Below are 13113 nucleotides of genomic sequence, written 5' to 3' on the forward strand. Positions count from 1 at the left end.
CTTGATTTACAGCGCTTTTCGCCAGACGGTGCTCTCCTGCGCATTACGATGTCAGCTATGATGGAGTGAAATCAACTCAGGAGTGCCCATGGCTACCAACATTGAACGGTTCGATAATCTGGTCGGTCGGCTTTTTGGTGAGTTGTACGAGGCCTTCCCTATTCCGCGTAATCTCTTTTGTACTGATATGCAAAAGCACATCGAGGCGGCGGGCCTGAATGAAATAGATGACTTTAATCCCTGTGCGGATGAGGCTCGATTCTTTACCGCTTCGGTCAAATGGCTTGGCAATACAGGCTTGATCGAACATGGCGATGTAGTGGCTGGAACCGCTCATGATTGTGTCCTCACTGCCAAGGGGCTCGAGATTTTGAAGGCAACGCCTGCATGCTTTGAAGGTGCTCTGGGTGATCGCCTTGTTCAGGCAGCGAAACACGACGCTGACGAGGAGCTTCGCCAACTGACCGGGCAGGCCTTGAGCCATGGGATATCCCTCGCGCTTCATAAATTCTGAGCCATTACAAACCTTTGCACGCTTGCAGATAAACCGCTTTCGCTGTGGTCCAAGTAGTAGCGCGTTTGATAACTGAGAAGCTTTTTAAAGGCAGTGTTCAGCCGACGAAAGGTTAGGCAGTTCGTGGCTTTCAGCTTGGTTTTAGCCCGCTTGCCCCCATATAGGATGGACTGCCTGAAACACCTCTTTAAACCCTTCTCATCAGTCCTCGACGTTCACCCCTATCCCGTCGGTAAGGGGTATGTTGCCTTGGAGATATCTGTATGAAAATGTCAGAAAACATCGACGCCCTTGCCAAGGCCCTGGCCGCCGCACAGGCTGAGATTGAAAACGCCACGAAGGGAAGCATTAATCCGCACTTCAGAAGCAAGTATGCGGATCTGGCTGAAGTATTGAATACAACCCGACCGATTTTGAGCAAGTTCGGCCTTTCGATCGTCCAAATGCCGGGCTTTGAAGATGGTAAGGTCAGTGTCGAAACGGTACTGATGCACGAGTCGGGTCAATGGATCAGCAATACTCTGCTGGGCCCCTGCATGAAAATGGACCCTCAAGGGGTTGGTAGCGCGATTACGTACTATCGCCGTTATTCCCTGGCAGCCTTTGCAGGTATTGCCCAAGAGGATGACGATGCCAATGATGCTTCTCAGACCAATGCCAACCGCCAGCCTGCTGTTTACATTAACAAGAGTCAGCTCAAGCGTATCGAAAATGCGGTAAGCGAGTGCAGCCCGGCTGTTCAGAAGAAGTTTGAAACGGATTACCCGGACGCCAGCAAGATGACCGTTGACGTCTATGACAGCATTGTCAGCAGTCTCGAGTCAGCCGCCAAGAAGTACCAGGAACGCAAGAGTCAGGACAACGCGGCATGATTTCCCTCACCTATCCATTGGCAAGCCTGCAGGGACGCTTGGCTTAGCTCTAACACTAAAAAATAGCAGACTGATTTTTACTAGCCCGCATCAAATGCCCTTTTGGCTATCCAATGAGCCAGCACCACTTAGATGGTATATGCAGCTTCTACGGTAGCCTGTCCGTTTTCCTTGGTTATAGTGATGCTGTTACGAATCCAATCGCGTAGATCCGTATGGCTGATAACCAGGACCGTTCCCTTGTCATGGGACTTTTCCTCCAGCAAAAACATTAATCGCTCAAGACCGGCCTCATCAAGGGCCTGATCAATCTCGTCTGCCATAAACAACCTGATGGGTTTACTGGCTCGCGATGCGACCAGATCTTGCAGTGCCATGGCGGTTGCTAACCTGACTTTACGCTTTTCTCCTCCTGAGAGACTTTTAAAGGTCTCACCCCCGGTTGCGCTGACCACATCGATAGAGAACTTCTCACGTAACTCTCCCTTGGCCGTCAATGCAATGGTAGACCATACTGCGGTCACGTTTCCGTCTGTCAATGTAGACAAGTAGTGAGCCGTCCGAGCATTCAGGTAGGGGGTCACGTTATCCAGAATATGCGCACGAACGCCTGACGGGCTGAATACCCGGGCGGCTTCTTCCGCCAGTGCAAGCCGTTGCTGCGCTGCGCTCAATGTAGCCGTCAAGGTTTCTTGTCTCACCCTTGCCTGTGCCAACTGCTCACGTGCACGCTGTATGGCTGAGTCGTGCGGATTCTTTGCTAATTCGAGCTGCGCGATGCGGTCCTTCAGCACCTGTAGCTGCCTGGCCTGTTCCTGCCAGGCGTGCTGTTCAGCCTGGGTTTTTCGTCTTTGCTGCTCAAGCGCTTCCAGGGCTGCACTCTGCTCGGAGACATCAGTCATTTGCTGGCGATAATTCCGTAGGCTGTTTTCCAACTGGTCAAGCGCCTCTTTCGCTGTCTTCGCTTGATCTTGTAGCGCAAGTACCTTTTCCTGCTGCGTTTTCACGGATTGCCAGGTCATGTCCCGTGAGGCATCAAGATCCTGTGGTTCGATGACACGACCGCATTGAGAACACGTAGTACCTACTTGATCGTCAATGTGCTCCAACGTGTGAGCGAGCCGCTGGGTCTTGGCTTGTTCACGCTCCAGGGTCTGTTGGACTGCGACATAAGCAAGCTCCGCTTCTCGAAGCGTCTTGGCATGGATACGCTCCTGCCGGCGTTCCTCATCGGACGCGGTGATCCTGCTACGAACGGCCGCGGCCTGCTCGTCCAGGCTTTTCAAGTGTGCCTGAAGATACTCTCCCAAGCTTGCATCAAATGCATCCCGAACGGCATGGTAGTGCTGGGTAGCGGTCTGGACGGCGGCGCTCTGCTGATGTATCCACGCCTCGCGATCCTGCTCGGCCGCCTCGACATTGGCGGTAAAGGTAGTGATGGCTGTTTCCAAGGCCTTGGCCTGAGTGGTGAGCTCTCCTACCTCGACCTTACATTGATTAAGTCGGGCCCGAGCGATCTCATAAGCCTGTTGCAACTGATGGATACCTGCGGCCTCCTCTACCAGGAGCTTGAGGTTTCGGTCTGTCATCCCAGGTAGGTCGGGCATAGCCTCCTGACCCAGATAGATCGCGTTAACGAACACTTCGTGCGAACAGCCCATGACCTTATCGACCAGCACCTGGGTCAGCTTATCCGAGCCCTTGGTCAGGTCCTGCCATTCGCCTCCCATGAAGTGCTCAAGGCGCAACTGATTCTTGTATTGGCGATGCTTGCGATGACGACTGATGCGATAGCGTGCGCCCGTCTCGTCAAGCAGCTCAAGTCTGACTTCTGTACCCTTTCCTGCGGTACGGTTGATCACCGCATCACCAGACTCCTGACGAGCGGTTTCGCCATACAGGGCCCAGCACAGTGCGTCGGCGATTGACGACTTGCCAGCGCCGTTACTCTTTTGGCTCGTATCATCCAGGTTCTCGCCCTGGATCAGTACCAGACCCTTGTCGTTCAGGGGAAGCGACTCGACATGTCCAATCGCCATGAAGTGAGTAATCGAAAGGCTCTGTATCCTCATGGATCGATCGCCTCGGCTTCGCTGAGTATGTCGTTGCACAGTACTACCAGCGCGTCACCATGCGTGCTGTTTTCCTCCACCCACCCGCGGATCGATTCGCGTAGTGTCGGTGCGCTGGAGACCGGCGAGCGACGCTGCATAACAGCAGAGCGTGGCAAGGGGATGGCCTGTACCAGGCTTCCCAGCGCACCCCATGTCTTGAGCTGATCACGAAGGTGGGAAATCTCCTCCTCGGTCGCCTCGCCCAGCCGTGCCCGCACATAATTACCTTTGCACTGCTCCCTGGCTTCGTGCTCATCCCAGCGAATATCCAGATCCATGAAGCGGGGCGCAGAAGAGGTACGAAATACCACGTTGGTATCGCTGACCAAGAGATAGCCTGCCCGGGTCCCTATATCGTTCCAAGTCTGATGGGTGGTGGCGCCTACGCTATAGACCTCACCCTTGAAGCGCTTATGGTTATGGTAGTGCCCACTAAAAACGCGCTTGAACCCGTATCGGGCCAACTCTGCTGCGTTAAAGCCATGGTCTGGCAAGCCGGTTAGAACACCATTGACTGGCGCATGAATCATCAGGGTCCATGCGTTGGGGGCTTCCCCTTTTGCATTCAAATCTGTCAGGCAAGCGTCGATATGCCGGCGGACATCATCGAGTCGGTCATACCAAGGCACCATGACAACATGGTCATTCTCGAACAACGTTGGCGTTGAAATCACTTCAATACCAGGAATGGTACGCAAGCTCTCGCAAGCATTGCCCAGCGCGCTACTGTCACGGGACTCAAGGTCATGATTACCTGGTAACACACGAATGTTCAGGCCCAGGTCTGTCGTAAGCCGTGCGAACAGGTCGATAGTTGGATTAAGGACCGTGGGCGAAACGGAGCCACGTACATGGAACAGATCGCCTGTAATGTAGAGCGTACGTCCTCCTGCCGCACGAAGGTCATGCGCCGCCACCTGAATCTGATCCAGAATATGACCGAGACGGCTATTGAGCCCATTCTTGTCGACACGGGAAAACGCTGACCAATTATGCAAATGTGCATCCGAGCAGATGCCATAGACGAGGCTCATAGGCTGTCAGATCCTGCTGTAGGCGATAATACGTTTGACGTCGAGAAGAGACAGAGGTTGAACACCTCTGCTGTATTACAGCGCCAACGGCGCAACGGCACGCAGCGGTAATGCAATCAAGATGGGGGCAACGGCAAAAAATAAACGATAGCAGGTGATCTAATGAGCCTTTAGCGAGACACCTGCCCCACGGGCGTTCCTACCAGGTCGTCTATTTGCAACTGCGCCTTCTGCTTGTTGTGTTTGAGCAGCTCATGCTCGATATCGTCCAGCAGCGTCTGGAACAGCGCACCATTTTTCAAATACCGGGCGGAAAAACGCCAAGTATAAGGCTCGCCTCCATCAAGAGGCGCTGCGGTAATCGTCAGGCTACCCTCTTGGTCGATGATGCCTTTAAGAGCAAATGAGTCAGCAAAAATGTAGGTAAGGCGAGACAGACACTTCATGATGCAAGCAGAACCAGGCAGTAGTGTTTGTTAGAGGCAGCGTTTTGCTATTTATTCGCCACTACAGCGTGCCGTCTGTCTAAAGGGATAAACGGTTAGCAAAAAATCATCTTTTTTAAAAAGTTGCTCAAGTTATTGATTTGGCAGCCGAAGAAATATGCAGGCAGACAGGATACCCTGCCTAGCTGAGCATGCTGCCCCAGGGACGGGGCCCTTTCTTCCGGCCCAGTCCCTTCATTCCCATGAACATCTTCGGTTTTCGATGTTCAATGTCATCGTGGTGCTATCGCTGCCGTTGCAGTCGATACTGCCTTTTCGGAAAGTCTACCAAGCTAACGCAATGATCTTGGCTACACTTGCCACAAGCCGGAATCGCCCGCTGCGCTGAGGGGCGTCATGGTTGTATCACCTTGTCCCACTGCTACAAGGAAGGCTGTTATGGAATTCAAATGGCTACTCCGTGAGCTACAACGAGATCCCAACGACCAGGACTGGGTCAAAGGCTGGGGAGTTTATCGGAACACTCCATGGCATTTGGCTTGCGTTTACAACAGCGAGGCGGTAGCTGTCTCCGAGGCGGTAAGGCTTGGCCAGGGCTACGCCGTTTCCTGGGGAGCACATAAACTCGGCACCAATCAATTCATTATTACTGAAAAATCCTGATCTGCCTGCCTGGGTGCGATATGGCTCTGCCCAGTCGCACCGATTCATCTGGCAGACACACGCGTCATAAACCTGCCTATAAATTCCAGATCGTTTCGCGGTGTCATATTTCTGCTACCTGCTACCCGTACAAATATGTAACGAGTTGTTCCGGCTAACCACCTCAGCACGTACAGGGAGCGAACGAGTCATGCCTTCTCTCACCCGCAGAAATCTATTGCAGGCAGCGGCCGTCGGGTCGGTCATCGCCATGCTACCCGCCTCGATCCAACGGGCATTGGCCATCCCCGCCCACAACCGTACCGGTACTATTCAGGACGTCGAGCATGTAGTCATCCTGATGCAGGAGAACCGATCATTCGACCATTATTTCGGAACGCTGCCGGGCGTACGCGGCTTTGCTGACCGGCTGACGATTCCATTGCCGGGCGGACGCACTGTCTGGCAGCAGCAAGGTCAAGAGCGCGTTATCCTGCCTTATCACCTCGACAGCCGAAAAGGTAACGCCCAGCGTGTGCATGACACGCCACATTCATGGGCAGACACCCAGGCGGCCTGGGACAGCGGTCGTTTGAGTGCATGGCCAACCTATAAGACGCTGACTTCGATGGGATACTACGAGCGTAACGAGGTGCCCTTTCAGTTTGCCCTGGCCAATACCTTCACGCTGTGTGACGCCTACCATTGCTCGCTGTTAGGTGGAACAGCACCAAATCGCCTGTTTCTTTGGACCGGTACCAACGGCCCCACTGGCTCTAACGTCGCAGCGGTTGTCAACGAGTGGGATGCTCCGGGGCCGCCCGATGAGGGATATGACTGGACGACCTATGCAGAGAGACTTGAGGATGCGGGCGTCTCGTGGAAGGTCTATCAGTACCTGCCGGACAACTTTGGTGATAATGCCTATGCAGGCTTCCGCCAATACCGTGCCGCAAGCGTCAAGGTTGGCAACCCCGCCCAGCCCTCTGCAGACTTTAACGACTTCGTCGTCTATCGCGAAGCGTTGGAGGCCGTCGCCCCGTTGTACAAAGGCAACGGTAATACGATGCCAGCAGCGAACAGCAACGACCTTGAAACCATGTTCGAAAGTTTCAGACGCGACATCCGACAAGGCAAGCTGCCTCAGGTGAGCTGGCTGGTCGCACCAGCGGAGTATTCGGAGCACCCCGGTCCCTCCAGTCCTGTTCAGGGAGGCTGGTATACCCAGGAAGTCCTTAATGCACTGACTGAAAATCCAGAGATCTGGAGCAAGACGGTACTTCTCGTCAACTATGACGAAAACGATGGCTTCTTCGACCATGTGCCGCCACCTGCCGCTCCTTCCCTACGCGCAGATGGAACACTGGCAGGTAAATCAACCATTGCCTTCGATGCCGAAGTGTTCCAGCACAAAGCACCTCCTGGCTCGAAGGACCAGCCGGCCCCCGATGGACGTGTGTACGGACCAGGGCCCCGTGTCCCGATGTTTGTCATTTCGCCGTGGAGCCGAGGCGGCTGGGTGAATTCGCAGGTCTTCGACCATACTTCGGTACTGCAATTCTTGGAAAAGCGCTTCAACGTAAAAGAGGCCAATATCAGTCCTTGGCGGCGAGCGGTATGCGGCGATTTGACGTCTGCCTTTAATTTTGTCGATCCGAATCAGGAGTTGTTGCCGCCCTTGCAGACTACCTCTCGCCGTGCAGCGGATCAGTTGCGGGAAAAACAGGAGCAGCTACCACAGGTCCCTGTTCCGCCTGCTGACCAACAACAAGTCCCTGTGCAGCGACGTCTGGCTCGCCCTTCCCGAGCATTGCCGTATCGGATCGAGGTCGAAGCGGAAGCCAGTCCGGAGACGCGCCAGCTAACCCTGACCATGCGCAACACAGGCGTGCAAGGTCTCGTGCTGCATGTATACGATCGGCTGCATCTTGAGGATATCCCTCGCCGTTATACCATCGAGGCAGGGAAGCTGTTGAGTGATGTCTGGGTCCCCATCACTACAGATGGTGGCGCCTACGACCTGTGGTTGTTGGGGCCTAACGGCTTTCATCGAGCACTGCGTGGCAACCTCAAGGCTCCGCAGCCAGAAGTAAGGCTGCAGCGTGACGGTAAAAGCCACAATCTGGTCATGACAATCACCAATACAAGCCTGCAGGCTATGACCGTTCAGATTGATCGGTGTCCCTATACGTTTGAAAAGCCCCACGAGTTTCAGCTTGGTGCGGGTGCCACACATAAACAGCGTATATCGACGCGCGTGAGTGGTGGATGGTACGACATTACGGTTCGGGCTGATCAGGGCAGCTGGGAACGGCGTCTGGCTGGCAGACTTGAAACTGGCCGCCATTCGATTAGCGATCCCTTGATGGGCAATACCTGACCGTCAGAGGCGTCTCACAGGCATCCTTGAGCTGGATGCCTGCCTTCCAAAACCGGTTACGCCTTAAGCTCGGGAGGAACCGTCCCGTCGTGCTCGGCCAGCTTTTGCATAACGGCCTTGTGTAGCCAGTTGTTCATCTGCTCCGAATCTCCAAGCTTATCGGCAGGACACCCAAGCTCGGCGGCCATTTCCTTGCGTGATTCATAACTGCTGTCCAGGTTAAGTACCTTGAGCAGGTCGACGATAGAGGAGCGCCAGTTCAGCTGATCAGTATGATTAGCAGCCATCGCGTCGAGACGCGCCGAAATATCCATCGAATTTTGCACGCCGGTAGCTGCTGGAGCCTGTAGTTGCTCGGCACGAGCGCTGTAGGCCGCATTGGTTTCTTCAGAATCGGTAACGATACGTGTAGACGTTTTGCTGGCATCGATAACGCCGACATCAGCCTTTCGCTGCTCTTCGTTACTAACACCGTCCAAGCCAAGCTTGTCAAGAATCGAGCTAAACAGTCCCATGATTGACCCTCGTGATTAAACCTAGAGTACTTATGGACCCTCAGAGAGTGCCTGTGATTCAACGCTTTATGTAGCTGTAAGCGAGGCGATCACAAAAAACCATTCATGCAAAATAATCCGTATTAAAATCAATAGCTTGAAAACATAATCTAATGTTGATCACTAATTTTAACGAGAAATCACTTTAACTCTCTGACCTTTTAACGCATTTTCTAAGATGTAGACGGCTTGGCCTCACGATAAATTGAAGGAAGATACCTATCATCTATCAACATAAATATTTATCATGAAAATCAATGTCTTATAAGACTTTGCTAAGATTTTACTTTTAATGTAATGGTTCAGCTGAGGGTATAGCTGCTGTTCAGCAACGCACCATTACCGTACTTTGACATCGTTGAGTAACAGAGCGGCCTGAGAAGCCTTCCGCCATTATTGCCGCGCTCAATCGCCTACTGCTCCGTATCCACTCGGGTGCAGAAGCGCAGCGCGCCTTTCTCGATAATATGGCGCACCCGTTGCGCACCCCGCTTGTCGGCTTGCATACCCAACGCCAATGGTTATGCGAACGATATGTGAGCGCTCTTGATAGTAGTCGCACGTTGAGCCTGCGAGCGGATGATTCACTAGACCAATCAACTACTGACCTTGGCCCGAGCCTCAACCTCCCACTTGCATACGTTCGCCCTCACCCCGCTGCGCCTGGACTAACAGGTTGAAGAGGCGGTTCTTCACTATACTGGGCGGTAGATGCTAGACACCTCGATCTGGAGCTTGAGCTGCAGGCTGCCTCAACACAAGGCAATGCCTTTCTGCTGCGTCAATCTTGTCGACAATGCCATCCGCCATATCCCGCCTGAAGGTTGCACCACAATGCGAGTCAAGCTGTCGGACCAGGCGGTCATCCTAGAAGTAGAAAACAGTGGGCCAGGTATTCCATCAGATGAACGTGAGCGTATCTTCGAGCGATTCTATCGGCTTGAGTGGGGTATGGTACGGGCGTTGGAATTGCCATCATGCGAGACATCGCCCATGCCCGTATTCAGCTGAGGATGGAAAAGGGCTTATGGTTCATCTGATATTTTCCTTCGCTACATATTTCGGATTTCCGTCTACGCTCATAAGGCCGGATAACACCGGCCCTGTAATAGCAAAGCGCGTACAGGTCATTACTAGATCGTAGGGATATCCGTCATGTTCAGGTTGAAACCACTCGCACTGCTTATCGGACTACTCGGCACCACCCATAGTTACGCCGCGTCAAATACGGCCGACTTGACTCAGAGCGGTGCGCAGAATACGGCCGCGCTGACACAAACCGGGCAAGGCAACCACAGCGTTCAGGTCCAACTGGGCACCGACACCCGTCAAACGGTGCTGCAAACGGGCGAACTCAATGCGGCATCGATCTACCAGGGAGAAAGAACTCGCGGGACTATTGATATCGATCAGAGTGGTGAAAGCCACTTGGTGGATATTTATCAGGACACCCGCGGATGGTCTACCGTGGCGGTTACGCAGCGAGGCAGCGTGAACGAGGCGCGTATCGATCAGGGCAGCAATAACGCCGGGCGTGTCACGAGCTACCAGGAGGGTACTCACAACCTGCACGACTTCCGGTTGGAAAACATGAGTGGGACGCCCAGCCTCAGTGCCCGCACCCTGGGCAATGGCAATACCATGAGGGTTGTGCAGGGCGAGGATGCTCAATACTTCATGGATGCAGACCTTGTGCAAAACGGTGACAACAACCTGATCGACCTGCAACAGCAATGGCGTCGTCAGGAGGCCGAGGTCAATCAGCAGGGTAATGGCAATATCGTTCAGGTGCAGCAGAGCGGCTTGGGGCCTATCGAGGGCGAGCTGAGCGGGTCTCTGATGCAGGCCTCCCAGAATGGGAACGACAACGTTATGAACGTCCGTCAGGGAAGTGACGGCAATACTCTCATCTCCAGCCAGAACGGTGACCGTAATACTCTGGATGTGCAGCAATGGGGGTGGTCTGGCTACCTGACCACCAAGATGACCAACCGCCTGGAAGCTACGGTAAACGGCAACGATAACCGCATGACCGTGGTGCAAATGGGGGGTGCGGGTGCCCATGAGATTACGGCCGAGCAGACCGGTAACAACAATGAGATGAACTTAAGTCAACGAAACACGACTGACAGCTCCCTGGATATGGCGCAGCGCGGGGATGGGCTGGTCATGACAGTGACTCAAATGAATACTCAGAATGACCATTTCGCGCTGGTGCAGGAAGGCACCAACCACACCCTAAGCCTTGAGCGCTCAGGCATAGGTAATGAAGCGATCGTTTCTCAACTGGGTACAGCCAATATGGCCTCGATGATTCAGCAATGATCGCCTGAGCCAGGCGGGGTATTCTCCCCGCCTTTTGTTTTACAGACCGGATACAGTAGTACCGTCTTTCAACGGATCACGTGGCCTGTTCAACATGAGTTCCTGGTACGAGCGTCGTGTTTTGCCTTATCTGCTCGATATTGCCTGCGGGATTAAACCCGTACGCCTGCAGCGGCAGTCTCTTATCCCTTTGGCGTATGGTCAGGTGCTGGAAATTGGCATCGGGACCGGGCTCAACCTTGAGCACTATGACAGGTCTCGGGTAGAGCGTATCGTCGGGCTGGACCCTTCCCTGGATATGCACCGGCTGGCTCGGTCTCGTGCTCAACGCGCAGGCCTTGACGTCGAACTGGTTGGCCTGTCGGCCGAGCGGATTCCCTTTGAGAATCGCTCCTTCGACACGGTTGTGGTGACCTATTCGCTGTGCACGATTCCAGATCCGGCCGCTGCACTTAAAGAGATGCATCGCGTACTCAAGCCGGAAGGACAGCTCCTGTTCTGCGAGCATGGACAAGCCCCCGATGAAGCGGTGCGTGTATGGCAAGATCGGATGACGCCACTCTGGTCCCAAGTAGTGGGCGGCTGCCATCTGAACCGGGAAATAAGCAAACTTATCCATGACGCCAAATTCGAAATGATTGAATTCAAAACGTTTTATTTAACGGGCTTACGCCCATTAACGTACCATTATTGGGGCGTTGCCCGTCCCTTAGCCTGAGTCTTACAACGAGAAAACCTGCTGATCGCTACGGCGTTTGAAGAACAGGCCCAAGTAGCCCGGGCCGTTGACTACAATCTGGTCAGCATCCGTGACTTGTCGATACAGACGTCCGCAGGTGCCAACCAGACCACTATGGCCAGCGCGGAACTGTCTCGCCTAGCTGTGGATATGAACCGACTTGTGATGCGGTTTGCGACGCAAAGCCAGATAGAGAAAGCCCCGGAACACCGGGGCTTTTCTTTTTCAGTCCACCAGCACAACCTGAAAATGACGCTTCTTGCCCAGGCTTAATCGGCTGCCCTCCAGCGTGGGAGACAAGGGCTCGTCCGGATTCTGGACCTGCACGTCGTCCAGGCGTAGCCCACCGCCGTCCGCGAGTCGGCGCACGGCACTGCGCGAACCCTGTAGTCCGCTAGCCACCAGAAGATCGGTCAGGGTGAGGCCCGTTTGCAGTGCGGCGCGGCTGGCTTCCACTTTGGGTAGTGTGTCGCTCTGGCTGCCCTCACTGAACAACGCCCGTGCCGCTGTCTCCGCGTCACGCTGGGCCGCTTCGCCATGGCACAAACGGGTCGCCTCGTTGGCCAGAACGATTTTCGCCTCGTTAAGCTCTGCACCCTGCAATGCGCCTAGGCGACGTACTTCGTCCATAGGCAGTTCGGTAAACAGTGCCAGGAAACGCTGTACGTCCCGATCATCGCAGTTGCGCCAGAATTGCCAGAAATCATAGGCAGATAGCTTATCGCCGTTGAGCCATACCGCGCCTTGTGCCGACTTGCCCATCTTCTTGCCGTCACTCGTGGTCAACAGCGGCATCGTAAGCCCGTAGAGCTGCGGGCCATTCTGGCGACGTGACAGCTCAACGCCATTGATAATGTTGGCCCACTGGTCAGCGCCGCCCAACTGCAGAGTGCAGCCATACCGATGGGCCAACTCGACGAAATCATAAGCCTGAAGCAAGGTGTAGCCAAATTCCTCGAAGGACAGAGAGTGCTCACGATCCAGGCGATTACGGATGGCATCGAACGTGAGCAGGCGGTTGATCGAGAAATGCCGTCCTACGGTATTGAGGAAATTCAGGTAACCCAGCCCATCAAGCCACTCGGCATTGTCTACTACCCGGGCTTGCCCGTCCGTATCGCCCACTTCCAGGTAGGTCGTAAATGCCTTGGCAATACCGGACATATTCTGAGCGATCTGGGCGTCGTTCAGCACCGGGCGGCTGCTATCCCGAAAGCTGGGATCGCCAATGCGCGTCGTGGCGCCACCGATCAAAAGCAGGATCGGATGCCCTGCACGCTGCATCCAGCGCATGAGCATGAGACCTTGCAGATGCCCGACGTGTAGGCTATCAGCCGTTGCGTCAAAGCCTAGGTACGCGGTCACTGGTCCGTTATTGAGCGCTTGGCCAAGACCGTCACGGTCGGTGATCTGATGGACGAAACCACGTTCTTCCAACAGGTGAAGCAGGTCTTGCTGGGGCTTGTTCATTGAGTACGTCTCCTTGGCTTTCT

12 protein-coding genes and 1 pseudogene are annotated in these 13113 nt (G+C 54.3%); 8 read left to right on the top strand and 5 right to left on the bottom strand.

Features of this window, described 5'->3' with window-relative positions; all coding sequences use genetic code 11:
* Positions 1 to 88: 88 nt before the first annotated feature.
* Positions 89 to 514 carry a hypothetical protein gene (locus GM154_RS10970; RefSeq protein ID WP_219652252.1) on the top strand — a complete coding sequence of 142 codons (426 nt, stop codon included), beginning with the start codon at positions 89 to 91 and terminating at the stop codon, positions 512 to 514.
* A 263-nt stretch (positions 515 to 777) separates the two neighbouring features.
* Positions 778 to 1386, top strand: a complete 609-nt coding sequence (locus tag GM154_RS10975; protein ID WP_010798482.1) for an ERF family protein — start codon at positions 778 to 780, stop codon at positions 1384 to 1386.
* Positions 1387 to 1514: 128 nt separating this feature from the next.
* Here the strand turns inward: GM154_RS10975 and GM154_RS10980 are convergent, their stop codons facing one another.
* The 3 genes from GM154_RS10980 to GM154_RS10990 form a co-directional block, all read right to left on the bottom strand.
* Complete coding sequence (locus GM154_RS10980) at positions 1515 to 3458, bottom strand: AAA family ATPase (protein ID WP_219652253.1); 1944 nt, start codon at positions 3456 to 3458, stop codon at positions 1515 to 1517.
* The gene (locus GM154_RS10985; RefSeq protein ID WP_219652254.1) at positions 3455 to 4534 is read right to left on the bottom strand and encodes a metallophosphoesterase; all 1080 of its coding nucleotides are present in this window, start codon (positions 4532 to 4534) and stop codon (positions 3455 to 3457) included. The genes GM154_RS10980 and GM154_RS10985 overlap by 4 nt, the downstream gene beginning before the upstream one ends.
* A gap of 170 nt (positions 4535 to 4704) precedes the next feature.
* Positions 4705 to 4980, bottom strand: a complete 276-nt coding sequence (locus GM154_RS10990) for a hypothetical protein (RefSeq protein WP_010798485.1) — start codon at positions 4978 to 4980, stop codon at positions 4705 to 4707.
* A 438-nt stretch (positions 4981 to 5418) separates the two neighbouring features.
* On the opposite strand from GM154_RS10990, the gene GM154_RS10995 reads away from it, so the two are divergent.
* Both GM154_RS10995 and GM154_RS11000 read left to right on the top strand, forming a co-directional pair.
* On the top strand, positions 5419 to 5643 hold the full coding sequence (locus tag GM154_RS10995) for a hypothetical protein (RefSeq protein WP_010798486.1): 225 nt from the start codon (positions 5419 to 5421) through the stop codon (positions 5641 to 5643).
* Positions 5644 to 5833: 190 nt separating this feature from the next.
* On the top strand, positions 5834 to 8002 hold the full coding sequence (locus GM154_RS11000; RefSeq protein WP_219652255.1) for a phosphocholine-specific phospholipase C: 2169 nt from the start codon (positions 5834 to 5836) through the stop codon (positions 8000 to 8002).
* 56 nt (positions 8003 to 8058) lie between these two features.
* Here GM154_RS11000 and GM154_RS11005 read toward each other — a convergent pair whose 3' ends face one another.
* Positions 8059 to 8517 carry a DUF3597 domain-containing protein gene (locus tag GM154_RS11005; RefSeq protein ID WP_219652256.1) on the bottom strand — a complete coding sequence of 153 codons (459 nt, stop codon included), beginning with the start codon at positions 8515 to 8517 and terminating at the stop codon, positions 8059 to 8061.
* Positions 8518 to 9321: 804 nt separating this feature from the next.
* On the opposite strand from GM154_RS11005, the gene GM154_RS11010 reads away from it, so the two are divergent.
* The 4 genes and pseudogenes from GM154_RS11010 to GM154_RS25635 all read left to right on the top strand — a co-directional run.
* Positions 9322 to 9567 (top strand): ATP-binding protein, encoded by a 246-nt coding sequence (locus GM154_RS11010; protein WP_125889344.1) that lies wholly within the window; start codon positions 9322 to 9324, stop codon positions 9565 to 9567.
* A gap of 144 nt (positions 9568 to 9711) precedes the next feature.
* Positions 9712 to 10881: a hypothetical protein gene (locus GM154_RS11015; protein WP_219652257.1), complete on the top strand. Its 1170-nt coding sequence runs from the start codon at positions 9712 to 9714 to the stop codon at positions 10879 to 10881.
* Positions 10882 to 10975: 94 nt separating this feature from the next.
* On the top strand, positions 10976 to 11599 hold the full coding sequence (locus tag GM154_RS11020) for a class I SAM-dependent methyltransferase (protein WP_219652258.1): 624 nt from the start codon (positions 10976 to 10978) through the stop codon (positions 11597 to 11599).
* Between the two features lie 15 nt (positions 11600 to 11614).
* Positions 11615 to 11794, top strand: a pseudogene (locus GM154_RS25635) (methyl-accepting chemotaxis protein); the annotation flags it as partial.
* A 51-nt stretch (positions 11795 to 11845) separates the two neighbouring features.
* Here the strand turns inward: GM154_RS25635 and tyrS are convergent.
* Positions 11846 to 13090 (bottom strand): tyrosine--tRNA ligase, encoded by a 1245-nt coding sequence (gene tyrS / locus GM154_RS11025; RefSeq protein ID WP_019367097.1) that lies wholly within the window; start codon positions 13088 to 13090, stop codon positions 11846 to 11848.
* Between the last annotated feature and the right edge of the window lie 23 nt (positions 13091 to 13113).

Source organism: Pseudomonas sp. MAG002Y (assembly GCF_019400845.1).
GTDB lineage: Bacteria > Pseudomonadota > Gammaproteobacteria > Pseudomonadales > Pseudomonadaceae > Chryseomonas > Chryseomonas luteola.

What these genes read in the sequence shown, in the direction of transcription:
- GM154_RS10970 (WP_219652252.1), top strand. Translation starts at nt 89, where the DNA reads ATGGCTACCAACATTGAACGGTTCGATAATCTGGTCGGTCGGCTTTTT.
- GM154_RS10975 (WP_010798482.1), top strand. Translation starts at nt 778, where the DNA reads ATGAAAATGTCAGAAAACATCGACGCCCTTGCCAAGGCCCTGGCCGCC.
- GM154_RS10980 (WP_219652253.1), bottom strand. Translation starts at nt 3,458, where the DNA reads ATGAGGATACAGAGCCTTTCGATTACTCACTTCATGGCGATTGGACAT.
- GM154_RS10985 (WP_219652254.1), bottom strand. Translation starts at nt 4,534, where the DNA reads ATGAGCCTCGTCTATGGCATCTGCTCGGATGCACATTTGCATAATTGG.
- GM154_RS10990 (WP_010798485.1), bottom strand. Translation starts at nt 4,980, where the DNA reads ATGAAGTGTCTGTCTCGCCTTACCTACATTTTTGCTGACTCATTTGCT.
- GM154_RS10995 (WP_010798486.1), top strand. Translation starts at nt 5,419, where the DNA reads ATGGAATTCAAATGGCTACTCCGTGAGCTACAACGAGATCCCAACGAC.
- GM154_RS11000 (WP_219652255.1), top strand. Translation starts at nt 5,834, where the DNA reads ATGCCTTCTCTCACCCGCAGAAATCTATTGCAGGCAGCGGCCGTCGGG.
- GM154_RS11005 (WP_219652256.1), bottom strand. Translation starts at nt 8,517, where the DNA reads ATGGGACTGTTTAGCTCGATTCTTGACAAGCTTGGCTTGGACGGTGTT.
- GM154_RS11010 (WP_125889344.1), top strand. Translation starts at nt 9,322, where the DNA reads ATGCCTTTCTGCTGCGTCAATCTTGTCGACAATGCCATCCGCCATATC.
- GM154_RS11015 (WP_219652257.1), top strand. Translation starts at nt 9,712, where the DNA reads ATGTTCAGGTTGAAACCACTCGCACTGCTTATCGGACTACTCGGCACC.
- GM154_RS11020 (WP_219652258.1), top strand. Translation starts at nt 10,976, where the DNA reads ATGAGTTCCTGGTACGAGCGTCGTGTTTTGCCTTATCTGCTCGATATT.
- tyrS (WP_019367097.1), bottom strand. Translation starts at nt 13,090, where the DNA reads ATGAACAAGCCCCAGCAAGACCTGCTTCACCTGTTGGAAGAACGTGGT.